18 protein-coding genes, 9 pseudogenes and 1 other annotated feature are annotated in these 25,673 nt (G+C 38.7%); of the genes and pseudogenes, 10 read left to right on the top strand and 17 right to left on the bottom strand.

Annotated elements, in window-relative coordinates; translation table 11 throughout:
- Nucleotides 1-40 precede the first annotated feature (40 nt).
- The 3 genes from HUK62_RS17935 to HUK62_RS17925 all read right to left on the bottom strand — a co-directional run bounded on the left by HUK62_RS17935 (nucleotide 41) and on the right by HUK62_RS17925 (nucleotide 3,366).
- A complete protein-coding gene (locus tag HUK62_RS17935; RefSeq protein ID WP_176538580.1) occupies nucleotides 41-1,270 on the bottom strand; it encodes a restriction endonuclease subunit S in 1,230 nt (409 codons plus the stop codon).
- On the bottom strand, nucleotides 1,267-2,814 hold the full coding sequence (locus tag HUK62_RS17930) for a class I SAM-dependent DNA methyltransferase (protein ID WP_176538579.1): 1,548 nt from the start codon (nucleotides 2,812-2,814) through the stop codon (nucleotides 1,267-1,269). The genes HUK62_RS17935 and HUK62_RS17930 overlap by 4 nt, the downstream gene beginning before the upstream one ends.
- Nucleotides 2,815-3,123: 309 nt before the next feature.
- A complete protein-coding gene (locus HUK62_RS17925; protein WP_096902449.1) occupies nucleotides 3,124-3,366 on the bottom strand; it encodes a type II toxin-antitoxin system RelE/ParE family toxin in 243 nt (80 codons plus the stop codon).
- 171 nt (nucleotides 3,367-3,537) lie between these two features.
- Here HUK62_RS17925 and HUK62_RS17920 point away from each other — a divergent pair.
- Nucleotides 3,538-3,774 (top strand): annotated as a pseudogene (locus tag HUK62_RS17920) (EamA family transporter RarD); the annotation flags it as partial.
- A 159-nt stretch (nucleotides 3,775-3,933) separates the two neighbouring features.
- Here the strand turns inward: HUK62_RS17920 and HUK62_RS17915 are convergent.
- Nucleotides 3,934-4,845, bottom strand: coding sequence for a LysR family transcriptional regulator (locus HUK62_RS17915; RefSeq protein WP_176538578.1), 912 nt, complete (start codon nucleotides 4,843-4,845; stop codon nucleotides 3,934-3,936).
- A gap of 96 nt (nucleotides 4,846-4,941) precedes the next feature.
- On the opposite strand from HUK62_RS17915, the gene HUK62_RS17910 reads away from it, so the two are divergent.
- Together HUK62_RS17910 and HUK62_RS17905 are read left to right on the top strand one after the other, a co-directional pair.
- Nucleotides 4,942-6,195: an MFS transporter gene (locus HUK62_RS17910; RefSeq protein WP_176538577.1), complete on the top strand. Its 1,254-nt coding sequence runs from the start codon at nucleotides 4,942-4,944 to the stop codon at nucleotides 6,193-6,195.
- 13 nt (nucleotides 6,196-6,208) lie between these two features.
- Nucleotides 6,209-6,544, top strand: a complete 336-nt coding sequence (locus HUK62_RS17905) for a gamma-glutamylcyclotransferase family protein (RefSeq protein ID WP_176538576.1) — start codon at nucleotides 6,209-6,211, stop codon at nucleotides 6,542-6,544.
- Nucleotides 6,545-6,672: 128 nt separating this feature from the next.
- Here HUK62_RS17905 and HUK62_RS17900 read toward each other — a convergent pair whose 3' ends face one another.
- The 4 genes and pseudogenes from HUK62_RS17900 to HUK62_RS17885 form a co-directional block, all read right to left on the bottom strand.
- Nucleotides 6,673-7,119: a hypothetical protein gene (locus HUK62_RS17900; protein WP_228723774.1), complete on the bottom strand. Its 447-nt coding sequence runs from the start codon at nucleotides 7,117-7,119 to the stop codon at nucleotides 6,673-6,675.
- 13 nt (nucleotides 7,120-7,132) lie between these two features.
- A pseudogene (locus tag HUK62_RS17895) lies at nucleotides 7,133-8,100 on the bottom strand (IS481 family transposase).
- A gap of 105 nt (nucleotides 8,101-8,205) precedes the next feature.
- On the bottom strand, nucleotides 8,206-9,117 hold the full coding sequence (locus HUK62_RS17890; RefSeq protein ID WP_004763138.1) for a ParB/RepB/Spo0J family partition protein: 912 nt from the start codon (nucleotides 9,115-9,117) through the stop codon (nucleotides 8,206-8,208).
- Between the two features lie 18 nt (nucleotides 9,118-9,135).
- Nucleotides 9,136-9,912, bottom strand: a complete 777-nt coding sequence (locus HUK62_RS17885; RefSeq protein ID WP_004763140.1) for a ParA family protein — start codon at nucleotides 9,910-9,912, stop codon at nucleotides 9,136-9,138.
- Nucleotides 9,913-10,811: 899 nt separating this feature from the next.
- Here HUK62_RS17885 and HUK62_RS17880 point away from each other — a divergent pair.
- Nucleotides 10,812-11,984, top strand: coding sequence for a replication initiation protein (locus HUK62_RS17880; protein ID WP_004763141.1), 1,173 nt, complete (start codon nucleotides 10,812-10,814; stop codon nucleotides 11,982-11,984).
- A 280-nt stretch (nucleotides 11,985-12,264) separates the two neighbouring features.
- Here HUK62_RS17880 and HUK62_RS17875 read toward each other — a convergent pair.
- Nucleotides 12,265-12,408, bottom strand: a pseudogene (locus tag HUK62_RS17875) (IS3 family transposase); the annotation flags it as partial.
- 52 nt (nucleotides 12,409-12,460) lie between these two features.
- Between HUK62_RS17875 and HUK62_RS17870 the strand changes: the two are divergent.
- Nucleotides 12,461-13,185, top strand: a pseudogene (locus HUK62_RS17870) (IS3 family transposase); the annotation flags it as partial.
- Nucleotides 12,736-12,852: a sequence feature (AL1L pseudoknot), on the top strand. It overlaps the preceding pseudogene by 117 nt.
- A gap of 317 nt (nucleotides 13,186-13,502) precedes the next feature.
- Here the strand turns inward: HUK62_RS17870 and HUK62_RS17865 are convergent.
- Nucleotides 13,503-14,647, bottom strand: a protein-coding gene (locus HUK62_RS17865) for an IS3 family transposase (RefSeq protein ID WP_176538566.1) whose coding sequence is annotated in 2 segments (ribosomal slippage) — nucleotides 13,503-14,383 and nucleotides 14,383-14,647 — 1,146 coding nt in all. Because the reading frame shifts where the segments join, the coding sequence is not laid out codon by codon here.
- 6 nt (nucleotides 14,648-14,653) lie between these two features.
- On the opposite strand from HUK62_RS17865, the gene HUK62_RS17860 reads away from it, so the two are divergent.
- From HUK62_RS17860 to HUK62_RS19180, 3 genes and pseudogenes are all read left to right on the top strand, one after another.
- The gene (locus HUK62_RS17860) at nucleotides 14,654-15,697 is read left to right on the top strand and encodes an IS110 family transposase (RefSeq protein ID WP_228723773.1); all 1,044 of its coding nucleotides are present in this window, start codon (nucleotides 14,654-14,656) and stop codon (nucleotides 15,695-15,697) included.
- Between the two features lie 37 nt (nucleotides 15,698-15,734).
- Nucleotides 15,735-16,235: pseudogene (locus tag HUK62_RS17855) on the top strand (IS3 family transposase); the annotation flags it as partial.
- A gap of 49 nt (nucleotides 16,236-16,284) precedes the next feature.
- Nucleotides 16,285-16,392, top strand: a pseudogene (locus tag HUK62_RS19180) (serine/threonine-protein phosphatase 2); the annotation flags it as partial.
- Nucleotides 16,393-16,470: 78 nt separating this feature from the next.
- On the opposite strand, the gene cynS reads toward HUK62_RS19180, so the two are convergent.
- A complete protein-coding gene (gene cynS, locus HUK62_RS17850; protein ID WP_000628076.1) occupies nucleotides 16,471-16,920 on the bottom strand; it encodes a cyanase in 450 nt (149 codons plus the stop codon).
- A 284-nt stretch (nucleotides 16,921-17,204) separates the two neighbouring features.
- Here cynS and HUK62_RS17845 point away from each other — a divergent pair, with 284 nt between their 5' ends.
- Nucleotides 17,205-18,014: a formate/nitrite transporter family protein gene (locus HUK62_RS17845; protein WP_000323725.1), complete on the top strand. Its 810-nt coding sequence runs from the start codon at nucleotides 17,205-17,207 to the stop codon at nucleotides 18,012-18,014.
- A gap of 51 nt (nucleotides 18,015-18,065) precedes the next feature.
- Nucleotides 18,066-19,790: a bifunctional protein-serine/threonine kinase/phosphatase gene (locus tag HUK62_RS17840; protein ID WP_000751934.1), complete on the top strand. Its 1,725-nt coding sequence runs from the start codon at nucleotides 18,066-18,068 to the stop codon at nucleotides 19,788-19,790.
- Between the two features lie 111 nt (nucleotides 19,791-19,901).
- On the opposite strand, the pseudogene HUK62_RS17830 reads toward HUK62_RS17840, so the two are convergent.
- The 6 genes and pseudogenes from HUK62_RS17830 to HUK62_RS17805 form a co-directional block, all read right to left on the bottom strand.
- Nucleotides 19,902-20,855, bottom strand: a pseudogene (locus HUK62_RS17830) (IS5 family transposase).
- Between the two features lie 177 nt (nucleotides 20,856-21,032).
- Entirely contained in the window at nucleotides 21,033-21,464 is a 432-nt protein-coding gene (locus HUK62_RS17825; RefSeq protein WP_176538575.1) for a hypothetical protein, read from the bottom strand.
- Between the two features lie 160 nt (nucleotides 21,465-21,624).
- Nucleotides 21,625-22,020: a type II toxin-antitoxin system VapC family toxin gene (locus HUK62_RS17820; protein ID WP_063454755.1), complete on the bottom strand. Its 396-nt coding sequence runs from the start codon at nucleotides 22,018-22,020 to the stop codon at nucleotides 21,625-21,627.
- Entirely contained in the window at nucleotides 22,017-22,247 is a 231-nt protein-coding gene (gene vapB, locus HUK62_RS17815; protein ID WP_000401521.1) for a type II toxin-antitoxin system VapB family antitoxin, read from the bottom strand. Before vapB ends, HUK62_RS17820 begins: the two co-directional genes overlap by 4 nt.
- A gap of 580 nt (nucleotides 22,248-22,827) precedes the next feature.
- Nucleotides 22,828-24,161: pseudogene (locus HUK62_RS17810) on the bottom strand (ISNCY family transposase).
- A 146-nt stretch (nucleotides 24,162-24,307) separates the two neighbouring features.
- A pseudogene (locus HUK62_RS17805) lies at nucleotides 24,308-25,633 on the bottom strand (ISNCY family transposase).
- Nucleotides 25,634-25,673 lie beyond the last annotated feature (40 nt).

The following is a 25,673-nucleotide window of genomic DNA, read 5'->3' as shown; positions in this document are numbered from 1 at the left end:
TGTAAAAAAGGTGAAGCCAATAAATGACTTCACCTCAATGTTATGCAACTTCTTCTGTTTGGTATTGGACTCTCACTTCACCACTCATGAGCTTTGGTAGAAGCGTGTCTCGTAGGTTTTCTAGTGTTTGGATTTGCTTACGGTTATTAGAGATTTGCTCATAAAAACCTGTGATTGTATTTCTATGCTCAGCTTGTTTTTCCAAAGATGGTATTACTATTGGACAGTCCTTAATAGCTTGTGTAGATAAATTCACTTGGACACCACTATTAGCTGTGCTCTGCAATCTAGCTATAAAGTCAGGATCTTTTAGCTGTAAAAATAGGTAATAAATACTAGATAGCTTGGAATCTTCCTTTAAATAAATTCTAGCAACCCTTTGATTAAGGACATATTTGTCATTTGCATCAACTAGAGCCGGAACACCTAAAATCACTACATTATCTTTCATGTCTGTCATAGGCATAACAATGTCATTGTAGTTCAAGACAAATCTTTTGAGCTCTGGTTTCCTTGGTACATAGTCTCTTTTGGGATTTAACTTCAATGTAGCATTCTTATCTATATGACCCATTTTAAGGACTTCATATTCATTTACTGTTTTTTCAACATAATCTTTACTACTGAAAGCATATCCATTTTGAATTACAGCAACCTCAGATAAAGGTACTTCTTCCCAATCCTCTTTCGCTTCCTCAATAAACCATTGACGAAAAAGCGTTTCAGCCATGGCTTCCAAAGTCTTGTTCTGACGATGCAATAAGTCAATCTTTAACGACAAGTTGAAATACGTATCACCAATATACTTTTGAAGTTTTTGTTCAACTAATGGAATTTGAAGATCATCAAAATCTGATTTCTTAAAGTGAGGAATTAAGGAACCAACATGTAGTCCCTCAATTTCTTGTTGTATCTGTGATGACCTAAGAACAGCAAACAGGTATTTAGGGTCGACTTTGCTCTCATCAACTCTTAAAGCAACCATGTCCTGTGCTATACAGAAATCTACAGGATCGTTAACCCAATTTACTCTACCAGGAGTGCCTTTAAGCACGAAGATTAAATCACCGGGTTCAGGATGTCCTCTAAACCAAGTGTCATAAATCTCTTGACTAACATATCTAACTTTCTCATAGACCGGATACAGGTGCTCATTCTTAATACAGTTTGTAGCAATCAGTGGTATACCATCTTCACTGGTTGGGCAGGTTTTTCCTCGGTTATCGATAATCTTGGCTAGCAAACTGCCAAAAGGTACACTATCACTCATACAGTCACCTTCGCCAAGTTCTCAGCAATGGCTTGGTTCAGCTTCGCTTCCTCTGCAAGCTGTGCTTCAAATTCAGTCTTCAGGCTTGTAAAGCGTTCCTTAAAGTCGAACTCATCTTCATCATCTGCCAAGCCCACATAACGACCTGGTGTCAGTACATAATCAAGCTCAGCTACCTTCTCAAGCGGTACAGATGCACAGAAGCCTGCTACATCTTCATACTCACCGTCTTGGTTTCTCCAATTGTGGTAAGTGTCCGTGATCAGCTTGATGTCTTCGTCAGACAGTACTTTGGTTCTGCGGTTAATCAGGTGGCCCAGGTTACGAGCATCAATGAACAGAATTTGATTGCTGCGATCTTTGTACTTAGTTGAACCAACACGGTCACGACGCATAAACCATAAAGCAGCAGGAATCTGTGTGTTCAGGAATAGCTTGGCAGGCAGGTTCACAATACAGTCGATGACATTGGCTTCTGAAACCAAGGCTTTACGAATCTCACCTTCACCACTGGTTTTAGAGGTAAGCGCACCTTTTGCAAGGACGACACCTGCTTGACCTTTAGGTGACATGTGATACAGGAAGTGCTGCATCCAGGCAAAGTTTGCATTGCCTGCTGGTGGTGTTCCCAATGACCAACGAGCATCACCAACAAGCTGTTCACCACTCCAATCAGAGACGTTGAATGGTGGGTTGGCAATGATGTAATCCGCTTTCAGGTCTTTGTGTGCATCATTCAGGAATGAACCCTCAGAGTTCCATTTCACATGCTCTGAGTTAATGCCACGAATGGCTAAGTTCATTTTAGCGAGTCGCCAAGTAGTCTGGTTACTCTCTTGACCATAGATGGAAATGTCATCAACCAACCCCTGATGCGACTCTACGAACTTCTCAGACTGTACGAACATACCGCCCGAACCACAGCAAGGATCGAATACACGTCCTTTGTATGGCTCAAGCATATTGACCAATAGGCTCACAATAGATTTAGGCGTGTAGAACTGCCCACCTTGCTTGCCTTCAGCTAAAGCGAACTCACCCAGGAAGTATTCAAATACGTGCCCTAGAACGTCAGCAGAGCGCGATTTCGCATCGCCTAGTGCAATGTTACCAATAAGGTCAATCAGCTCACCTAAACTCGTAGGATCGAGATTCTGACGTGCATAGACTTTAGGAAGTACACCTTTCAATTGAGGGTTGTCATTCTCGATGGCTTCCATTGCATCATCGACGAGCTTACCGATGTTAGGCTGTTTGGCTTGGTTTAACAGGTAAGACCAACGTGCATTCTCAGGGACGAAGAACACGTTGTATGCAGTGTATTCATCACGATCTTCAGGATCTGCTCCATCAAACTCACCTTCACCTGAAACCAGTAAATTGTAGTGCGCTTCAAAAGTGTCGCTGATGTATTTGAGGAAGATCAAACCAAGGACTACATGCTTGTACTCTGCAGCATCAATATTTTTACGAAGTTTGTCTGCTGTCTTCCATAACACAACCTCTAAGGGTTCTTGTTTGGTTTGCTTTGGAGTACGAGCCATATTGAATCCTATGATTATGCAGGTATTTTCATTAAGGCAATACTACCAACAAGCACATGAGTAAGTAAGTAGCACGTCGACATTACTTGTCGTATATCTTTGAGATACCGAAATTATCGTAATACTTAAATTTCGAGGGATTGGCTTTGTATTGCTCAGATATAATAGGATTACCGCCACCTTTACTCTTACTAGGTTCAGCTCGGACAGGAAACTGACTGTCGTTACCGAATAAGATGAGTATGTTACTGAAACTTACCTACTTTGAGTGTTTTCATAGACACTATCAGCTTATGGGCATTACATCATTTATGAATGACGAGAGTTGGCATCATCATAGACAGCATTGTTTTCACGTCTGCCTACAGCAATCACGAGGACAACTACTTCATCATCAATGACTTCATAAACCAAACGATAACTAATGCTGCGAATTTTGATCTTGTAGCGATTAGGATGTCCTGACAGCTTGTTTTTGGGAATGCGAGGATTCTCCAATACCTTGATCAACTTCTTCTTCAATGGCTGCTTAAAATCATGATGAGTATGTATAGTTTACCAATTTAAAACCTCCTGTTTTTTCAGCACATATCAGAATCTTTCAATCGGTATATTTCAGGTAAAAACTAGTAATCAGAAGTTATTCTCATACACATATAAAACAAGCATAAACATAAAAACAATAACTTAGTAAATTATTCTTCCACTTTTTTTATATTTAGTGTTATTAGTGCGTCGGCTTTAGCATTTCAGTCCTTGTCTGCCCTGCATTTAAACTTAAGCCTGTTTGGACTGTTGGTTTATGTTGAACCAATACTGTTAGTGGCCGTTTCAATCGCCTTAGGGGAAAGCATTACTTCAGCAGAATGGCCAACCTATATCGCCATTTGGCTCGCAGTTTTTACCCTCATGCTTGAAGGATTACGCAGCTTTAAAAAGAATCGTAAACTTGCAACATAGGCATTTTTTATGCATATTTTCCTCTAGATTACTTAAATTTAGCCGTCTAGACATGCTTTGGTGCTGAATCGAGAACTGACTTTCTGATCTTATTTAAATGGCTATTTGACTCAGTGAGTGACGTGCTGACACTTCATATTTAAAATGACATAGAGTGAATTACAGTGAACCTTTTAAATGATGATGCTGCCTCACAATACTATTCAATAAACTGGAAAAGTTGATTGCAGGTTGGCTATGCAAATCCGCCTTAAACGCAATACCGAGTCCAATTGTCGCGGTCTTATTCTTCAGGTATTTATATTTAATCCCTTCAATTTTGAGCTGTTGGGTAGACTCAGGCACCAAAGAAATGCCCAAATTCGCCGCAACCAACGATAAAATTGAAACAATCTGAGGGGCTTGCTGTCCAATTTTAGGCGTGAAGCCATGCTGTTGGCAGCTATTTAAAATCGCGGCATACAGCCCTGCACTCACCTCTGGTGGTGAGACAATAAAGCTTTCATGCTTAAATTCTGCCAAATCTACTACCTCATCTTCTGTGGGATATTGAATCGGTAAGGCAGCAATCAATTTTTCATCGATCAAATTACGAATCGTAATGGCTTTAGGATACTGTGCAGGTGGTCGTACAATTGCAATGTCTAATTCATTATTCAATAAACTTTCAATTAAAATTAAAGAATTGGCTTCTTTTAATGCCAAATTCACCTGAGGGTATTGCTGTTGAAATGCTTGAATGGCAGTTGGAATCAAAGAGTTTAGAATTGAGGTGCCTGTAAAGCCGAGGCGTAGTTCTCCCAATTCGCCATTTGCCGTACTTTGGGTCAATTTCACCGCATTTTTTAGTTGGTTCTGAACAAGCAAAACCATTTTAAGAAAAGTTTCCCCTGCTGGTGTCAGAGCTACACCATGAGAGTATCGATAAAAAAGTTCAACGCCAATTTCCCTTTCCAATTTTTTAATTTGCATACTCAACGGCGGCTGACTTATGCCGAGACGTAAGGCCGCTTTAGAGAAACTTTGCTCTTCCGCGATAGCAATAAAATATTGAATATTGCGCAGCTCCATATATTAAAGCTATACCATTATTGAGTTATATATATTATACATATATGCATGTAGTTCTTAAAATACAGCTTCTCTCCATTTTAAATCCGCCAAGTCATGAAACTGAGCTCTTCATTAGAAGAAGATTGGTCTACCCCTCAACAGCCGATTCCGCAGACCATCAGCCAAGGTACAGTTGAGTATAAAAGAGCGGGCATGGCGCTGTTTTTGTTGGGCTTTGCCAGTTTTTCACTGATCTATTGCGTACAACCCTTACTACCGAACTTAAGTCAGAGTTTCCATATTGCACCCAGTGCAAGTGCTCTAGCACTGTCCTTAACCACAGGCTTTTTGGCTATGTCGATCGTGCTATCCAGTGCCTTTTCACAAACATTGGGCAGAAAAGGCCTCATGTTTTTCTCTATGCTTTTGGCTTCTATACTCAATGTGGTATGCGCGGTTTCACCGAGTTGGCATGTTCTCATGCTTTCAAGAAGCTTAGAGGGTTTTGTTCTAGGTGGAGTTCCCGCTGTTGCAATGGCTTGGATTGCAGAAGAAATTAGTCCTAAAAATTTAAGTAAAACCATGGGGCTGTATATTGCAGGTACAGCATTTGGCGGCATGATGGGACGTGTTGGCATGGGCATTTTGACCGAGTTTTTCTCATGGCGTATTTCCATGGCCATTCTCGGCTTCATTTGTCTGTTCTGTGCATTTGGTTTTTTGAAACTTTTACCTAATTCGCGAAATTTCATTGCCCAGCAAGGTCTCTCTTTTAAGTTCCATCTACATGCATGGTATGCACACTTAAGTCATACACGGCTGTTAAAAATCTATGGGATTGGCTTTTTACTCACCAGTGTATTTGTCACACTGTTTAACTATGTGACCTTCAGACTCTTTGCAGCACCGTATCATTTAAGCCAAACCCAGATTAGCCTCATTTTTTTATCTTATAGTTTAGGTATTATTTCCTCTTCGATTGCAGGCAATATTGCAGACCGAATAGGCAAAAAGCAGGTGATGATCTTAGGCTTTTTGTGCATGCTCTTAGGCGTGCTACTCACACTTTCTGCCTCGTTGCTTTTGATTATTCTCGGTATTGGCTGTGTGACCACCGGCTTTTTTATTGCCCATGCCATTGCCAGCAGTCGTGTTGGAGAACTTGCAATATCCAATAAAGGTCATGCCACTTCTTTATATTTGCTTTTTTATTATTTAGGTTCAAGCATTATAGGTGCCTATGGCGGAAATATTTGGCAAAGCCATGGCTGGAATGGCATCGTTATCTTAAATATTTTTCTGATCCTAATTGCACTCATCGTTATTTTTTCAATAAAACCACTCCATTCATCAACCCCAACACCTTAGGAATTTCTACCTCATGCAACAACACTTATTTGTCTACGGCACCTTAGGCCCCAATAAACCCAATGCTCATATTTTAGAAGCGATTGCTGGCACATGGAGCAAAGGCTCTGTGAAAGGATGGCTTAAGGAAGCTGGTTGGGGTGCAGAACTTGGCTTTCCTGGGCTAATGCTGTGCCCAGATGGGCAAACTGTTGATGGTTATATATTTAGTTCAGAGCAATTAGATACGCTGTGGAACAGCTTGGATGAATTTGAAGGAAGTGAATATCAGCGTGTTTTAACTAAGGTCACTTTAGAGAATAGACAAATACAACAGGCCTATGTCTATGCGTTGAACCCAAATACATAAAAAGCATGACATCATATCGTTAGCATATAAATGTTGTGCATACATCGAAAACTTATGCGGTATTTGAATGTTACCCTCTAATATTCAAGTACCGCTAATTTTTGAACCCTTGATATGCATTATCAAATTCATGCAAAGTTCTGTTTTTCTAACCATACCAGCAACCCAGACCAACTTTTAAAATCATCCACCGCACGTACAATACAATTTGGACTACGCTCCAAGAGCATTTTACTTAAGGCGTTGCCCGGCCCAATTTCTAAGACAACATCAGGCTGATTTTCTTGTATTGCAGTTAAACAAGCATCCCAGTCAATCGCATGATTCATTTGGTGAATCAACGCATTCACTGCATCTGTAGTCTTAAAAAACTTATGTCCACCCGAACCGCTAATCATAGCCGTGCATAAACGAGCAAAGTCTTGATGCTGTAAAACTTGCCGATACGGCTGAACCGCAGCATCCATACATACGGTATGTGATGCAATAGTAACATTCAAGCGTTTAACAAAACGTGTTCCTCGCAATTCAAGTTGCTGAGCCAGCTGCTGTAAATTAGCATCGGCCCCACCCACGACAAAACTACTATCACTCAGTTTGATGAAAAGTGTTTAGTCCCGGCATTTGATGGATCGGATCAATCTTAAAAAGTTCAGGTTCATCTGTCCATTGTTTGCAGATGAATTCGTAGGGAGTCAGGCCCCTGAGTGTTTTGAGTCTACGGCCGAAGTTATATGCAGCAATAAAATCAGCAAGGTGAATGCATAGCTGAGTGTGATCGTCGTAATGGAACCGTTTGACAGTAGCTTCTTTAATCGTTCGGTTCCATCCGCTCGACCTGTCCATTGGTCCATGGATGCTTAACCTTGGTAAGACGATGTTCAATGCCACATTCAGTACAAACCCGATCAAAGATGTGCTCAGAGGCGTAGCGATCACAGGTGCGGTTCGTGAACTGGATGCCGTTATCTGTTAGCACCGTATGGATTCTATAGGGCACAGCCTTAATCAGATTGCGTAGGAACTCCGCGGCTGCCATCTTACTGGCTTTAGTATGCAATTCAGTGAACGCGAACTTGGAAGTGCGATCAATGGCAACGAAGAGATAAAGCTTACCCTGTGCTGTTTGCATCTCAGCGATGTCGATATGAAAGTAACCAATAGGGTAGCTCTTGAAGCGCTTCTTGACAACGGCGATCACCTTGTACCTCAGGCATTCGTGAAATACCATGCCGCTGCAAGCAGCGGTGTAACGACGAGCGTGTCAGATAAGGAATACTCGGCTGCAATGCATAAAGGCAATCGTCTAGCGGCAATAAAGTGCGTTTTCGAAAAGCAACAATTGCCGCCTCATCTTCAGGCGATAACACGCTTGAGCGAGGATTCTTTGGGCCGGTTGTAAGATCATCTACTGAAGTACGTTTCTTCCATTTTGCGACGGTCTTTTGATTGATGCCGTAACGCTTGGCTAGCGTTCTTAAGCTCTCTTGACTATTTTGTATTGCTCGACGCACTGCCTGTGTCGTTGTGGCGCTGCTGTGTAGAACTTGTCCCATAGTGCTTCCTTCCATTTATCTGAGAATATTGCACCATTAAAATCTGGGCTAAAAACCTATATAATTTTTCCCAATTACAAAAAAATAGTGTAGCAAATTGCTACACTATTTTTTATTATATTTTTCTAACATTCGTTTTAGGAACGTTTCTAATTCTTGTAAATTTTGATCATCAAATTGTCCGATTTTCAAAGATACCTTCAATGTATTATGGTCAAATTTGATATTACCAGCAACTTTCCCATCATATTCAATTTTATGTACAATTGAAGTTTGAATAACATCTTTCGTTTCTCTTGACTTAAAGATTTTTTCAGCTAGTGATGCCAATTTTGTCTGTTCAACTTCTTTTTTAAGCAGATATGACCAGGCTTCGAATAATGCTTCTTTAGCATATTCATGGTTTTCTTCATGATCTGATAGAAACTTTTTCACTGCTGTAGCAGCAGTCCGTGCTAATAATGACGGCTGTTTTTCCAAATCTTCAATTAACTCTCCAGGTAATTTTTCAAAAGATAAATATTTATACATATCTTCACGATTCATACCTAATGACTTTGCTAACTTCTGCTTATTTTTTTTTAATTTTTCATCCAAAGAAGTTAATCCAACATATATTTCATAATCTGTCAGGTCTTCTCGCTTTAAATTTTCAGCTAATGTTAATAAAGCAACTTCTTCATCTGATGCATCAATAATGATTACTTCAATGGTGTTCTTATTGAGAAATTGGTGAGCTTTCAATCGTCTTTCACCAGCAATCAACTCATATTTATCATTTATTCTACGAACCGCAATTGGTTGTAATAGCCCTATTTCCTCAATTGATGCTGCTAAATCTTCAATATCTTGTTGATTAAAGAGTTTTCGAGGCTGGTTCGGACTAGCTTGAATATCTGTAATTTGTACATTACGTCTTAGCTCTTTGACATCTTTTATATGCTCCTTTTGGGCATTTTGATGCTTTTGAGTATTTTGCTGAAGACGTTTAGCCAATAGCTCTTTATTACTTACCATAGTATTTCCAGAATTATATTATCCGACACGTTGAACAATTTCTTGTGCTAAATTTTCAAAAGCTTTTCTAACTTTTGAGTTTTTATCAACAGATAATAAAGGTTGTTGCAAAATTGCAGCTTGATTAACCTTAGTGCTCATTGGAATTGTGGTATGCAATAATTCTCCAACTTGATTAAAAGCTTCATCTTTTATTAATTTACATACATTATGACGCTCATCATGTTTAATTAATAAAGCACCTAAGAGTTCTAATTTAGGGTTAACTCTTCTAATTTTACTTAAATGATTAATTAAATCAGTAACACCATAAAGACCGTATTGTGAACCAGATTCAATTGGGACAATAACATGTGTCGAAGCAGCTAAAGCATTGCTAGTTAGTAATTTTAAGCTCGGAGGGCAATCAATAAGAATGTAGTCATATAACCCTTCTAGAATTTCCAATTTATTTGAAAGTTCCTCGGATGGTCTTGGTATATCATCTTTCAATTGATCTTCAGTTTTACCAAGAGTTAATGAGCCATATATTAAGGAAACATTCTTAAATTTTGTTTCTTCTTCTAATGCTTCCGATAATAGACTTATATCACCAATAAGTAATTCAGCTGATGTAGTTTCAACTTCGCTAGGGTGTCTTAATCCTATATGTAAACTTGCATTTGCTTGTGGATCAAGATCAATGACTAAGACTTTATTTCCTAATTCAGCAAGTTCTGAAGCAAGATGTACTACGGTAGTTGTTTTCCCGCAACCACCCTTATGATTAGCTACAGCAATGATTTTAGTTGACATATTTGTATTAAGGAATTTACTTTGATTTCATTTAATATAAAGTTATTTGTAGCAACTTGCTACAGTTCCTTTGTCATATTTTTAAATTTAAAAGAAGTGGAAAAAAATTTAACTTTTTTAAAAATATAGCTAGCTAATTTTAATTAGTATTAATTAGTTAATTAGTTAATTATAATTAGACATATTTTATTTGTTTAAAAACAAATAGATATGATTTTTAAAGTGGAAGACATGTCACTAATAAGTGGAAGGTCTGTCATTGATAAGTGGAAGGTCTGTCACTGACAAGTGGAAGGCTTGTCACTAATGAGTGGAAGGTCTGTCACTGATAAGTGGAAGACTTGTCACTATGGTGGAAGACTTGTCATTATGATTTATTTTAACGTGGATTTTTTAGTTTAAAATATTATAATTCAATTGTTTATGGTGTTGATAAGTTTGCTTATCTTAGAATAAAGGTGGAAGACTTGTCATTAGATGTTTTTGATTCTGTGGATAAACTATTTGTTTAAAATTTAATTGATAACATGATGTTTGATAGTCAAGAATATCTGAATGGTGGAAGGTTTGTCACTTGAGTGGTGGAATATTTATGGAGTAATTCCACTTTAGATATGTTGTAGGCTAGTCCTACTTTCAAGTTAATTGCTTTATCGACAAGGATGAACTATCAAAGGTGGAAGAATTGTCACTTATAAGTGTTTAATTCTATATTTATTCCACCATAAGATTGAATAGTATCTAAATTGCACTTTTATAGTGACACTTCTTCCACTCTTAGGGTGTTTGATGGTCATAAACTGAGTAAACTTAATATAAGAAAGTGAAAATAGTGAGCGGTTTGCATCTTCTTCCACTTTTGTGTATAACATATAGAAAATATTTTAATCTTTCCACTTATGAGTAATCACAACGAACCAGAAGAATTAGAACATCTACCTTATTGTATTGGTAATATTCGACATAATGGAGTAGTCAGTACAAGTAACCGTCTGATTAGACCCATTGAATTATCATCTAATGAGTATAAAGCTCTACTTTATGCAATGGCTGTTGCAAATTATGGTGAGAAGAATAATCAAGATCGTGAAATTACAGAGCAAACTTATATTTATTTGCATAAAGATGATTTAGGTGAATTATTAGGATTAGACAAAAAGAATTCCATTAATGTTGCTATTGATCGTATTTATAAAGAATTATCATCACGAGTAGCTCATTTTGTAATTGAAGAGCCCGTGGATGATAATAAGCGTAAAGTTAAAAAAGTACACTCAGTAGTTCCAATTATTCGTGAACTCCGTTGGGAAGATGATGCTAAAAATGCTTTGCAGATACGTTTCACCAGTGAAGTACTGCCATATTTTACTCGTTTAGCAAATGGAAATTTTACGACTTATCAATTGAAAGATTTATTTGCTTTGGACTCCGTAACCAGTATGAGTTTGTATTCATACTTTATCAAAAATGAATTTAAGTATGCTAATCAAGATTCTTATGAGGTTGAACTTTCACTGGAGAATATCAAAGCATTAATTGATATTGGGGAGAAAAAATATGATCGTTGGGTTGATTTTAGACGATACGTTTTAGACAAAATTATTGAAGAAATTAATGATAGGACTAGTCTTCAATTACAATACGATACCATCAAGAAAGGTCGACCTATTGTCGGAGTTCGATTTAAAATTCTTAATAGGCACGCCACTGAAGTCATTGCATCTAATACTAATGATAAGACTCAAATCTATTTAGACGTCAATTTTGATGATAATGCGCTTGTTAAAGAATTAGGTGCGAAGTTCGATATGACTGTAAGGTCTTGGTACATCTATGCAAACGACCCAAATTATAAACAGTTTAGTAAGTGGTTTAAGACAGAAGGGTGCTTAACTGAATCTCAAGCAAATGTGATAGTGAATGATATTATGTTCCAAATGGATTTTGCTGTAGCTGGCAGTTCAATGAGTGAATTTAAGCGAGAAATGAAATATAAACTAAAAAATAATCCAAATTTTGTAAAAGAAAATAGAAAACGTTTGAATGAAATATTTGGAAAAGACGTTATATGACTGTGTAGCAACTTGCTACACTTTTCACTATAAGGTGTAAAATAAGATTGATATCAGTTTACTTCATATTTTGATAGCTAATTATTAGACCTATGAACAAATTATTCATCCATTAAGGTAGAACATGAAAACTAATCCTTACATTCCTAACCACACACTTACGAAGACAGATCAAGGTTATGTTGTTAATTTTATCGTTAAACAAAATAAACTGATACCCGTATTTGAGAATATGTCACTTTGAACCGTACCGGGTTTGTCGGAGACTTTTTTATTTAAGTTAGGCCACCTGACCTAACGGGTTAATCTTATCATAGTACATTGCTTCAAACTCAAAAGGCGATACATAACCCAGTGCACTGTGTACACGCTTTTTATTGAACCAATATACCCAGTTTAGTGTCGCAAGTTGTACATCTGCTAAACTGAACCGTACCGGGTTTGTCGGAGACTCAATATTCTGAGAGACTATTCCGATGACAAAATTAAAATATACCCCTGAAATCAGAGAAAGAGCGGTTCAATTATTGATTGAATCTGAAAAAGATTATCCTTCTACTTGGGCTGCAATCACAGCAATTGCGCCTAAGATTGGTTGTGCTCCTGAAACACTTCGTGCCTGGCATCAAAAGCATTTAGATCAGCAAAATCCTATTAAAGTACAACAGATATCTGATCAAGAAAAAATGAAGCAAATGGAACGTGAAATCAAAGAATTAAAGCGTGCCAATGAAATTCTACGCAAAGCAGCTGCTTTTTTCGCCCAGGCGGAGCTCGACCGCCCACACAAATAATGGTGGATTTCATCCATAACAATAAAGACTTATATGGTGTTGATGCGATTTGTAGGATTTTACCGATCGCAGCTTCAACCTATTACCGGACTCTAGATCTCTGCGATGAGAAGCATTGCTTCGCAAGGGAACATCGAGCAAAGCGAGATTTACATGACTTGCATCATGCTGAGGAGATTAAACGAATTTGGAAGGAAAGTTCAGGTCGGTATGGTGTACGTAAAGTCTGGCAAAAACTGAAACGTGAAGGCTATATTATTGCACGCTGTACTGTTGCTCGATTAATGAAAAAGCTAGGTATACAAGGTGTTTGGCGAGGTAAGAACAAACAAACCACCCGTAGCCGAGATGACCAAAAACGGGCAGATGATTTAGTGAAACGTAATTTTACTGCTGATCATCCTGACCCTTGCGAAGCAGTGCTTCTTGTATCTTGATTGATATAGTGATTAGCTACCACTATACGCAAATTGTAGAGTTTGGAGTGCTGCTAAAATCTTAAATTTGAACCTGAGATAAAACCTACAATTTGCCCTTATCCCTCATACAACTCTGAACGGTAACTAAGCACTTTGATGCTGTATTCACAAGGTAAGATGATGGTTAATGGGATAAAAATTATAGCTTAAACTCAAGGAATATCACCATGATTATGCTAGGTATAGAGGTGGTCCCACTTGTTTGAACAACTAAAAGCGTATTTATAAGTGATATTCCGCTCTAGTTAAGCCACCTTGTTTTGTTGGGGTAGCTGATCATAGTAAAACTCATTTGGTGTCATTTTGTCTAGACTCGAATGAGGTCGTTTCAAATTATAAAACTCAAAATATGCACTTAATTGCTTTTTCGCATCTGTGACACTGCTATAAGCTTTGAGATACACCTCTTCATATTTAACGCTCCGCCATAATCGTTCAACCATCACATTATCAATCCATCGACCTTTACCATCCATACTGATTTGAATGCCATTTGATTTCAATACATCAATAAATGCATCACTGGTGAACTGACTGCCTTGGTCTGTATTCAATATTTCAGGTGATCCATATTTTTCAATCGCTTCATTTAAAACCGAAATACAAAAATCCACCTCCATACTAATCGATACCCTATGCGCAAGTACCTTGCGGCTATGCCAATCAATCACAGCACATAAATAAACAAAGCCTTTTGCCATAGGGATATACGTTATATCCGTAGACCACACTTGATTACTGCGCTGAATAGCCAACCCTTTGAGCAGATATGGATATTTACGGTGAGCTTGATTAGCCTGGCTTAAATTTGGTTTGCAATATAACGCCTGAATACCCATTTTCTTCATTAAAGTACGTGTATGACGTCGTCCTATATGATGCCCTTGACGATTCAACAAATCACGCATCATACGACTGCCTGCAAAAGGATATTGCATATGTAATTCATCAATACATCGCATCAGTTTCAGATCTGATGAGCTAACAGGTTTTGGGCGATAATAATAACAACCACGAGAGACTTTCAGTAACTTAGCCTGTTTAGATACTGAAATCTGAAGTGAGTGATCGATTAACTTTTGTGGTTGAAGCGGCCCAGTTTCTTCAACACACCTTCTAAAAAATCAATTTCTAATGCCTGCTCACCGATTTTTGCATGTAACTTTTTAAGATCAATGGGGGGTTCTGATGGAGCTTTTGATTGATCGAAAGCTTGCGAGGAAGCTGAGATCAATTGATTTTTCCAGTCAATAATTTGGTTTTGATGAACATCAAACTCAGAACTCAATTCAGCAAGTGTTTTTTCTGCTTTGATCGCAGCAAGTGCTACCTTAGCTTTAAAGTCGTTTGAATGATTTCTTCTTGGTCTACGTGCCATAAAATACTCCATATATTGATGTTTATAACATCATTTGAGGAGCAGAATATCACTTATAGGAGTTGTTCAAATTTACGGATCCATCTCTGTATTGATGTCAGTAAAACCAAAATAGATTGTTGCATTTTCCCTCAAGGTTTGACTGGAAAAAGAAAAAATAAAATATTTACTAATACAGAAAGTGGCTTTGGCAGTCTGCTCAAATGGCTCATCACTCTTAAAATTGAACCTGATCAAGTGACAGCAATCATGGAAGCGACTTCGGTTTATCATGAGAATTTGGGATATTATCTATATGATGCAGGTGTAAAGGTTTGTGTGGCTAATCCTTCACGAGTAAGAGCCTTTGCCAAAGGCATGTCCATGCTAAATAAAACGGATAAAGCTGATAGTGAAGCTCTTTCACGTTATGGTTACACCGCAAAGTTAATCATATGGCAGCCTGAACCTGAAAATGTCAGATTATTAAAAGCTTTACTAGGCAGACGAGATGTCTATCTAGGTAGTCTATTGCAGGAAAAGAATCGACTTGAAAAGGCGCAGTCCACTCATACCTCCGTTGTTGTGATTAAATTACTTGAAGAGAATATTGAGTATTTAAATCAGCAACTTGAACATATTGATAAGTTAATAAATAATCACATAGATCAAGATCCAACATTGAAACAGGATTTGAAATTACTGCAAACTATTCCTTCAATCGGTGAACGATCAGGCTTATTACTGTTGGGGTTATTTCATTCGCACAAGTTTGAAAAAGCAAGTCAAGCTGCTGCATATGTAGGTTTGGTTCCAGTACATCAGTTGTCTGGCAGTTCAGTCAACAAGCAAAGTCACTTATCAAAAGCAGGTGACAGTAAAATACGCTCAGTATTGTATATGTCAGCATTAACAGCGATTAAATATAATCCACACATTGAAGCTTTATATCAACGATTATTAAGCCAGGGTAAAAATAAAATGTGTGCTTTAGGTGCTGCAATGCGCAAGCTTATACATCTGTGTTATGGCGTTTTAAAACATCAGACTGCCTATCAAAGAGATTATTTATTGGTCGAATAATCTCAAAACCTGATTGACTACCAAGACGGTATCTCAGGTCAGTGACTTTACGTATATTCAAACAAATTCAGGCTGGGTCTACACCGCCTTTATTATTGATGTATTCTCACGAGCAATTGTTGGCTGGAAAGTATCTACACGAATGAATACAGATATGGTGCTCGATGCATTGGAGCAAGCATTGCACGATCTAGGCATGCCAAAGAATGTGATTCATCATTCCGATAGAGGTGTTCAATATCTTTCTATTCGCTATACCAATCGTTTAGAAGCTGCAAATTTACGAGCATCAGTCGGTACAACTGGTGATTCATACGATAATGCTCTGGCTGAAACGGTGAATGGCTTATACAAAACAGAGGTGATTGAATATCTAAAAGCAGATTGGCAAGGTTTAGCAGATGTACAACTTGCGACATTAAATTGGGTAGATTGGTTCAATAAAAAGCGTGTACACAGTGCACTGGGTTATGTATCGCCTTTTGAGTTTGAAGCAATGTACTATGATAAGATTAACCCGTTAGGTCAGGTGGCCTAACTTAAATAAAAAAGTCTCCGACAAACCCGGTACGGTTCAGTTCAAAACCTATTTAGGGCATACCATTGTGAAAAAACATACCCAGATTGATAACTGTCACTATATTGATGTCGGTTCCTCTTATACCCAGAAGCTGTGTATAGTCAAAATTAAATAAGGATAAAGACGGTGATATAAAAGATCTCCTTACGAAGAAATGAAAAGCATCAATATGATGGCTTTATCAAACGATTAATTAATAGGTTTTATAAGGTAAAAACTTGCCAGACAATACGACATTTACCCGGTCACCGTTCGGGTTTTCCTCACGCTGAATATCCATGCTGAAGTCGATTGCGCTCATAATGCCATCACCGAATTCTTCATGGATCAGCTCTTTAATAGTCGAACCATATACATTTACAACTTCATACCAGCGGTAAATTAAAGGGTCCGTAGGCACACTGGTTGGTAAAGAGCCTTTGTAAGGTACAATTTGCAGCCATGCTACTGCCTCATCACTAAGGTCAAAAATCTGACCAATTTTCTCTGCCTGCTGTTTATTAAATGCCATTTGTCCCAGGCAGGCAGCCGTTACCCATTCTTTAGAAAGACCAATTTCTTTGGCGACATCTGCCCATTTAATTGACTTTAAAACTTTCGCTGAAATGATCATGTCAGTTACTTGTTGACGATGGGTAATCATAAAAATCTCCAGATTATTTTTGAAATACATTTATGTGAATTTTCATTAATGCAGTTCTCATGCCAACTAGAGGACGAAATTAGCTTTAAATAGAGCGTAAAAAATTGAATGATTTTTAAATAATTTATGGCACAGCTTTTGCTTTATTTATAACAAGCATGGCAATGGCGCCATAACAAAATTACCTGTTCTGATATTTAAGGCAACGACGCCTAAGGTTTCAAAGACCTTAGGCGTCTTTTTGTTTAAAAACAGGTCCAGATATTAAAAATGAGGACGATGACATGGCATATCTTGCTCCTGCAGAGTTTGCAAAAAAAGTGGTAGATGCGGGTGAATCCAAATTACATATGGCAACCCGTGATGTATTGATTCGTGCCTTTATGGCAGGTGCGATTTTGGCACTGGCAGCAGTATTTGCCATTACCATAGCCGTGCAAACAGGATCAGCACTAATTGGTGCGCTCCTGTTTCCAGTTGGTTTTTGTATGTTGTATTTATTGGGCTATGACCTGTTAACTGGGGTATTTGTACTTACGCCGCTGGCATGGCTAGATAAACGCCCAGGGGTGACATGGGGACGTATTCTAAAAAACTGGGGCTTGGTGTTTGTAGGGAACTTTACAGGCTGTTTAGTCGTTGCAGTGCTCATGGCAGCGGTTTATACCATGGGTTTTGCAGCGGATCCAAACCCTGTCGGCGTGAAAATTGCGCATATTGGCGAGGAGCGGACATTAGGTTATGCCGAATACGGATTCGCCGGCTGGATGACTATTTTTATCCGTGGCATGCTGTGTAACTGGATGGTGTCATTAGGTGTCATTGGCGCGATGATGTCTACTACGGTGAGTGGCAAATTCATTGCCATGTGGATGCCAATTATGCTGTTCTTTGCCATGGGCTTTGAGCACTCTGTCGTTAACATGTTCCTGTTCCCATTTGCCATGATGATGGGCGGTGACTTCTCGATTGCTGACTACTTCCTATGGAATGAACTGCCGGTTGCTTTAGGTAATCTGGTGGGTGGTTTGGCATTAACAGGTCTGGCACTTTATACAACCCATGTCCGTACTGGTGTTAAAAAAGAATTTTAATATTCACCATTTTATAAAGGGATCATATAGATCCCTTTTTGAGCTTTCAGCATGAAAAAAACATTAAAAGTCAGTATTGGGCAATATTCTACTGCCGGAATTAAACAACAGAACCAGGATTTCCATGGAGTATATCTGCCCGAAGGACATGTGCTGAAACAGAAAGGTATTGCCTGTGTTATAGCGGATGGAATCGGTAGCAGTAATGTCAGTCATCTTGCAGCAGAAACCGCCGTTGGCAGTTTTTTATCTGACTATTATTCTACTTCAGATGCCTGGAGTACACAGACTTCAGCAGAACGGGTGATCCGCGCGACCAATTCATGGCTTTATGCACAGACTCAACAAAGTCAAGGACGTTTTGATAAAGACCGAGGTTATGTCTGTACCTTATCTGCACTGATTTTAAAACAGCAACAAGCCCATGTTTTTCATGTTGGTGATAGTCGTATTTACCGCATTCGCGATCATGAAATTGAATTACTGACCCATGATCATCGTGTCTGGTTGTCTTCAAGAGAGCATTATCTTAGCCGAGCCTTAGGTGCCGACTATCGTATTGAAATTGATTATCGAAATATTGAGCTCAAAGAAAAAGATATTTTTTTACTGATGACGGATGGGGTCTATGAATTTGTCACAGATCAACAATTATTAGATTTAATTTTAGTAGATGCAGATTTAAATCAACTTGCCAAAGCATTCGTTGAAAAAGCTTTAGAACAGGGCAGTGATGATAACTTAAGTCTCCAGGTGATCCATGTAGAACAGCTGCCTGAACTGAATCAGTTTCATATTCAGCAGGATTATGTATTTCCACAACAGCTCAGTAAAGGTGAAGTGTTTGAAGGCTATGTGATTGATAAAATTTTGCACCAAAATCATCGCAGTTGCCTGTATTTGGCACACGATACTCAGCAGCAGCCCTTGGTTATAAAAACTTTGGGGGTAGATTTACAGCAAGATAAAAATGCCGTAGAGCAGTTTCAACTCGAAGATTGGGTATCGAAACGTCTGAAACATGACAACCTGATGCAGTGTTATCCACATAACACTGAGAAAAAATATTTATTCCAATGTTATGAATATTTACAGGGTGAAACCTTGGCTCAATGGCTGCATCGCCAAGAAAAGCCTTTAAATCTGGATGAGATTTTACCAATTTTGCAACAAACAGCCTTGGCTTTAAATGCAATGCACCGGCTGGAAATGCTACATCAGGATATACGACCAAAAAACATCATGGTTATAAATGCAGAAAATGCCATGAAAATTAAACTGATTGATTATGGTTCAACGGCAGTAAGAGGCCTGGTCGAAATTAATCCTAAAAATGCGAATCGAGCACTCGGAACCTTGGCATTTATGGCACCGGAGTATTTTATTGATCATTCGCCATCTGTACATTCAGACCAATTTTCTTTGGCGGTAATGGCCTATTATTTATTCACCAAACAATTACCTTATGGGACAGATTTAGCTCGCTGTAACAGTTTAAAGCAGATGAAAAAAGTTCAATATCATTCCATCAGGAAATATCGGCCAGATTTACCTATATGGTTAGATAAAATTTTAGGCCAAGCGCTGAGTATTGAACCGATACATCGTTTTGAGGCCTTGTCTGAACTCATTCATAATCTAATGCATCCTTCCAAAGAATTATTAAACTCTAAACCACCAGCAATCATTGAACGAGATCCTTTACGTTTTTGGCAAATGAGTTGCGCCGTATTAGGGCTATTATTTTTACTGAGTATTGCATGGCCATTTATTTGAAAAGATAGGATCAAACCATGCTTAAAATTGAAGGTACATAGATAAGTTTTTATTCAAACAGCTTTGTTGCACAAAGATTTGAAATGCAAAGCGCCCCTAATTGAGCTAAATTTAAGGCGTAATTTGGGTAAGTGGTCGACCTAATTCCGTAAATCTGTTGAGGACTGCTACACGTGCATGAATCTCATTGACTTGGCTATCAAAACGCCTTGCTCTGAGTTTATCTCCTAATAATTTAATGCAGTGCATCTTAGTTTCAACCAAACTTCACCGATGATAGCCTGATTTTTTCCATAGTGTCCTGCCTGAGAAGCACTGCTTCCAAGATTAACTGTTCGAAGTAATTCATTTCGATCTAGCGAGCTGCTCTTTGTATCTTTCCAAGGTTTCGCATTTTTTTCTAGGTGGAATCACCGCATGCGCTTGCCGATCTGCAATGACCTCACGGCATTGCTTGGTGTCATAAGCTCCATCGGTATAAACAGAGTCAATCTGCTCATCTTGTGGAATCTGATTAAGTAAATCACCAAGCACCTGTGAATCACTGACATTATTGGTTGTAAGCTGAATAGCGCGTATTTGTAGAGTTTTAGCATCTATGCCAATATGAAGTTTACGCCATTGGCGACGATATTCAGGTCCATATTTCTTGCGTTTCCATTCGCCCTCACCTAGAAACTTCATGCCTGTAGAGTCTATGAGTAGATGCAGCCCATCGCTACTTTTTTGGTAATTGATTGCAATATTAATATGCTTTTGTCTTCTACAAAGCGTGGTGTACGAATATCACTGATATTCGTAGCTGCTCATCCGCAAAGTTTAATCAGACTTTGCACAAAGCCAGTGACCATACGTAAAGACAGACGGAGTAAGGATTTAATCATTAAGCAGCATTGGATGGCTGCATCGGAGTAGGTTTGATTTCGCCCTTATTTTGCCTTTTGATGGCGCATACCATTGCGTAGCAGGATCAAACCAAATGGCAATATTTCCGCGATGAACGAGTGCTCGGTTATATGCGGGCCAATTGGTTGTGCGGTAGATTTTATGTGTAGGCTTCTTCATTTGAAAATTATATCGCTGAAAAAGCCTTTACAGATAGGTTTGTGCAACAAAGCCTCTATGAACTTAAAGTAACATGTTCTAAATTTAACATAATGGCGGTTTTACGAAATTAAAAAATCCTAGACTCAAATCTAGGGTTTAAATTTAAAAAAATACATAAAAATTAATAACATGGTATTAATATTGTCCCATTGTAATTTGTTTCAATTCTAATGAATTATGAAACTCAAAATGTAAATAATTATCAAATATTTTGTATTTAAGCCAACTGTTACTTTCTCTTTCGGGGGTTTCAAATAAATTAGCTACAGATTGCATCGTACTTTTGTGATTAATACCTGTGATCAGATTTTCTAAAAATGGGTATGGGTAATATTCTTCATTCTCTTTGACGTAGATGAAAATGGTATCTAGTATCTGATGTTCATTAAACCTGAACGTAATACCTCTCTTAAAAAATTGCCAATAGGATAGCTTTTCTCCACCAAAATTAGTCTCTAATGAGTCAAACTCACTTGCAACAAGAATAACTGCTTTCAAAATATCTGAACTTGACTCTTTAGTTCCAAGACAAGATAAAAAAACCTCTACATCACCTGAAAAATTCACTTATGACATACCTAAATCAAAATTTTCTTTATCCTTTGGTTTTTATCATATTAAAAATGAAATCTCTGATTCAAAGTTAAAATTTTCAAAAGCTGTATCCATTTAACATAAATCTCTTATACGAATTCTAGCCCTGCATAGGGCGGGCTAGATATAGCGATTAGACCCAATTCTCTAGCTTCAGACCATCAATTCGTTCAAATTCTTTTGTATTGTTCGTAACTAATACAACATCCAATGCCAAAGCATGAGCAGCGATCAGCATATCTAAGCTGCCAATCGGTTTACCTGTAGATTGAAGATTCTGGCGTAATTTGGCGTAATGCCAAATCGCCTGTTCATCGTAAGGAAGAATCTCTAAAGGTGACAAAAACTTGTTTAACGCCTTTTTATTGCGTTCAGATCCAGACTTCTCTACACCAAAAGCCAGCTCAGATGCCGTGATACTCGAAATCGCAAGCTGGCCGAGTTGATATTGCTTAAAGCGCTCAAAAACTTGTTGAGGCTTATTGTTGATGACATAGATACAAATATTTGTGTCTAAGAGGTAAATCATCTGAACTCCTCACGGAGCTGTTCGCCTTGATCAGCTCGCTCCAATTGGAATCCAACCTCAAACTCATTTATTGCTTCTAACATGACATCCCAAGGATTGTCGATGGGCATGAGTAATACACCACGACCGAAGCTTTTGATGGCCACTTCCGTGCCATTAAAGCGAAAGGCTTTAGGCAAGCGAACAGCCTGACTGCGACCAGTTTGAAATACTTTCGCAATTTCCATAATTACCTCCCGAAACCAAGATATATATCATTGATATATATCTTAACATTAAATCTTGTAAAGTCAAAGTGAAATTAAAATCATAAGGCAATAAAAAAGCCCGACATCCTGTCGGGCTTTTTCATATCGGGGTGCTCGTCTTACTGATCTCGTGCTGCCCATTCCTTGCGCTATTTTCTTATTCTTGTTTTCTGGAAACATCCAGTTCCCTTATGTATTCATCATAGGGCTAATGCTTTGGATTACCAATCCTCAAAAATCTTAAATTCATGTAAGTTTTAGCTTACAAAGTTGGCCTATTTTATCCCAAGAGTTGTCCGCAGAAATTGGGGATTATTTATGAACTGTGACCCTTGAGAAATCAGGAAAAAATGCAAAAACGAATGTTTTTTGATCAATTTTATTGGCTAAAAGTTACAGTTTTGCTTAAAAAGAAACCGACTTGTTTCCAAGTCGGTTGAACGAGAACGTTCCAGAGGGTATGAATAACGATAAGATACTGATCTTAAAGTAATATTAAAAACACTGTTATTCACCAATTAAAATGTCTATGCGATAAACCATTTAAAATGTCCTGTTTTTAACCACAAGAGTCAAGCACAGGATTTAAATTTCTTTGTTCAATAACAGCTTTCTGAGCTTTACGACTCGGCATACTTTTCTTGGCCCGGGAACGTTTATTTTGTTTTTCCAATACTTCATGTTGCTGTTGAATATGCGCCAGGACTGAACCTAACCGTTTATTCTCAACAATCTCATTTTGCTGCAGCCCAGCCAATTTATTGAAGATGCTGTAGTTGAGCTTTCGTCCTTCATGCATGAGGGCCAAAGTGCCATCCGGATACTCCAGAATTGAAATGTATTGCCCAGCAAGCTTATGATTCAGCTCTGTCGGTTCAAGTATATAAATACATTTATCATACGTGATGGTTAGGTTCTTCGTGACCTTACGCGGTTCCTGCCAGGTAAAAATATCATCCAGTTCAAGATTAGATTCGGTTAGGGGTAGATGTAAATTCTTCGAGTTTCTCGCACACTTGGCAAATTTCTGATTGAAGTGCTCAATGAAGCAGGGTAGCCATGCATTGGCTTCGGCAATTGAACTGATGCCTTCCAAACGCATCTCCTTGATCAACCGGTCTTGAAGGGTTCTATTCGCGCGTTCTACGCGACCTTTAGCCTGTGGTGAGTTGGCAAAGATAATATCAATGTTTAACTCATTCAGAATCCGGCCAAATTGCGTGATCTGGCTGTTTAGGCTAGATTTTTGGTTCACTCGGAAGACCTAATGTTTGTCGCTATAAAAGGCCAGATGTTTGCCGTATTGTTCAATGTAGGCTCGGGTTGAAAGCATATAGTCAAAGGTCGTTTCGGCCTCACAAAAGCGCAGATGCAACAGCTTTCCAGTAGCATCATCGATATAAACCAGCAAGCAGCACTTAGCAGCGCGTCCTTCGAACCAGTCATGATATGAGCCATCAATCTGGATTAGCTCACCGAAGCAATCCCGGTTATAGTGTGGCTGATATGGACGTTTAAGGCGCTTGGATCGAGGAATCCAGAGGTCATTTGCCGTCATCCACCGCCGAAGCGTTTCTACCGGGATATCTAGGGCAAACATGCTGCTGAGCTTCTCATGCGCCAAGGTGGGTCCAAATCCAAGCAGATGTTCAGAAATAATAGAAAAAATTTCGATTTTAATAAATCATCATGGCGACGATGACCTGGTTGACCACGACTGGCATGTATCAGGCCTGAAACACCATCTTGCTTTAGCTTGTGCAATAATCGGGTTATTTGACGGGTTGAAAGATTAAGAATTTCTGCAGCACGGACTTGGTTAATACGTTGATCTCGAACGTCTTGCAGAACAGCAAGACGTTGAATTTCTTTGTCAGACATAGTGATCAGCATCTATATTTCATATCCAGTCTATGATGTTTAAACCATCATAAACTAGACATTTTTATTGGTGAGAATATAGACATTTCTATTTTGGAGTTACACTTAGTGTTATTCCTAAGTAGAAATGTCCTACCTAATAACCAAATAGAAATGTCCTATATGGACATTTCCAAGTCAAGCACAGGATTTAGATTTCGTTCTTGAATTGCTGTTTTCTGTGCACGTCTGCTTGGCATCTTTTGAGAACGATTACGTTTGTTTTGCTGTTCCAGTTCTTCATGCTGTTGTTGGATATGATTCAGAACAGCACCCAACCGTTTATTCTCAACAATCTCTCGCTGATTCAGCTGACTTAATTTATCGAAGAGGCTGTAATTGATCTTTCGGCTATTATGCATGATGGCTACAGTACCATCCGGGTATTCAAGGAACTAAAGATACTTACCGATCAACCTTTGATTTTCTTCGGTGTTTTCCAGGAGATATACGCATTTATCATAAGTAATCGTCAGGCTATTCGTGACTCTGAGGGGTTCACGCCAAGTAAAAATATCATCTAATTCTTCGGCTGTTTCAGTGATAGGCCGATGTAGATTCTTAGGATTAAAAGCCAGCTTGGCGAACTTCTGATTGAACTGCTCAATGAAGCAGGGTAGCCAGGCATTCGCTTGCTCAATCGAACAGATGCCTTCCAGGCACATCTCCTTGATCAGACGATCCTGAAGGGTTCTGTTAGCACGTTCCACACGGCCTTTGGCCTGCGGTGAATTAGCGAAGATGATATCGATATTCAGGGTGCTGAGTACACGTCCAAACTAGGTAATCTTGGTGTCTTTCTTGCTGCTTTGATTCACTCTTAAGACTGAATGTTTGTCGCTGTAAAATGCTAAAGGCTTACCGTGCTGTTCGACATATAAGCGTGTTGAAATCATATAGTCAAAGGTTGATTCTGACTCACAGAAGCGTAAATGCTGTAATTTTCCTGTGGCATCATCGATAAATACCAGCAGACAGCACTTAGCAGCGCGTCCTTCAAACCAGTCATGGTGTGAGCCATCGATTTGAATCAGTTCACCATAACAATCTCGGTTATAACGAGGCTGATACGGGCGTTTCAGGCGCTTGGATCGAGGAATCCATAAGTCAGCTGCAATCATCCAGGAACGCAGGGTTTCTACTGAAAGATCGAATCCATGTACGGTGGTGAGCTTTTCATGCGCTAAAGTGGGTCCGAAACCATGGAGTTGGTCAGAAACAATATTGAGGCACTTGAGTCTGAGTTCTTCAGGAAGTTTGGAATTGCTGATTTGGCCACGACCGGCATGGGCTCATGCAACTGGACCTTGGGCTTTGTATTTCTGCAGTAAGCGTCTGATCTGACGTTCTGAAATATGAAGTAGCTGAGTAGCCTGGGATTGAGTTATGCGTTGATCGCAGATTTCCTGCAAGACCGACAATCGTTTAAGTTCTTTATCCGACATAGACACCAACATATCAAACCGTCCGCTAAGGAAATTGCAG

This window comes from Acinetobacter sp. NEB 394 (assembly GCF_013374795.1).
GTDB lineage: Bacteria > Pseudomonadota > Gammaproteobacteria > Pseudomonadales > Moraxellaceae > Acinetobacter > Acinetobacter johnsonii.
The sequence above is the reverse complement of the archived record's forward strand: the minus strand, read 5'-3'. Positions and strand labels throughout refer to the sequence as shown.

Coding starts and splice junctions, on each gene's coding strand:
- HUK62_RS17890 (WP_004763138.1), bottom strand. CDS start 9,117: ATGGTAAGTAATAAAGAGCTATTGGCTAAACGTCTTCAGCAAAATACT.
- HUK62_RS17840 (WP_000751934.1), top strand. CDS start 18,066: ATGAAAAAAACATTAAAAGTCAGTATTGGGCAATATTCTACTGCCGGA.
- HUK62_RS17935 (WP_176538580.1), bottom strand. CDS start 1,270: ATGAGTGATAGTGTACCTTTTGGCAGTTTGCTAGCCAAGATTATCGAT.
- HUK62_RS17930 (WP_176538579.1), bottom strand. CDS start 2,814: ATGGCTCGTACTCCAAAGCAAACCAAACAAGAACCCTTAGAGGTTGTG.
- HUK62_RS17910 (WP_176538577.1), top strand. CDS start 4,942: ATGAAACTGAGCTCTTCATTAGAAGAAGATTGGTCTACCCCTCAACAG.
- HUK62_RS17885 (WP_004763140.1), bottom strand. CDS start 9,912: ATGTCAACTAAAATCATTGCTGTAGCTAATCATAAGGGTGGTTGCGGG.
- HUK62_RS17820 (WP_063454755.1), bottom strand. CDS start 22,020: ATGATTTACCTCTTAGACACAAATATTTGTATCTATGTCATCAACAAT.
- HUK62_RS17915 (WP_176538578.1), bottom strand. CDS start 4,845: ATGGAGCTGCGCAATATTCAATATTTTATTGCTATCGCGGAAGAGCAA.
- cynS (WP_000628076.1), bottom strand. CDS start 16,920: ATGATTACCCATCGTCAACAAGTAACTGACATGATCATTTCAGCGAAA.
- HUK62_RS17905 (WP_176538576.1), top strand. CDS start 6,209: ATGCAACAACACTTATTTGTCTACGGCACCTTAGGCCCCAATAAACCC.
- HUK62_RS17860 (WP_228723773.1), top strand. CDS start 14,654: ATGTTTATAACATCATTTGAGGAGCAGAATATCACTTATAGGAGTTGT.
- HUK62_RS17880 (WP_004763141.1), top strand. CDS start 10,812: ATGAGTAATCACAACGAACCAGAAGAATTAGAACATCTACCTTATTGT.
- vapB (WP_000401521.1), bottom strand. CDS start 22,247: ATGGAAATTGCGAAAGTATTTCAAACTGGTCGCAGTCAGGCTGTTCGC.
- HUK62_RS17845 (WP_000323725.1), top strand. CDS start 17,205: ATGGCATATCTTGCTCCTGCAGAGTTTGCAAAAAAAGTGGTAGATGCG.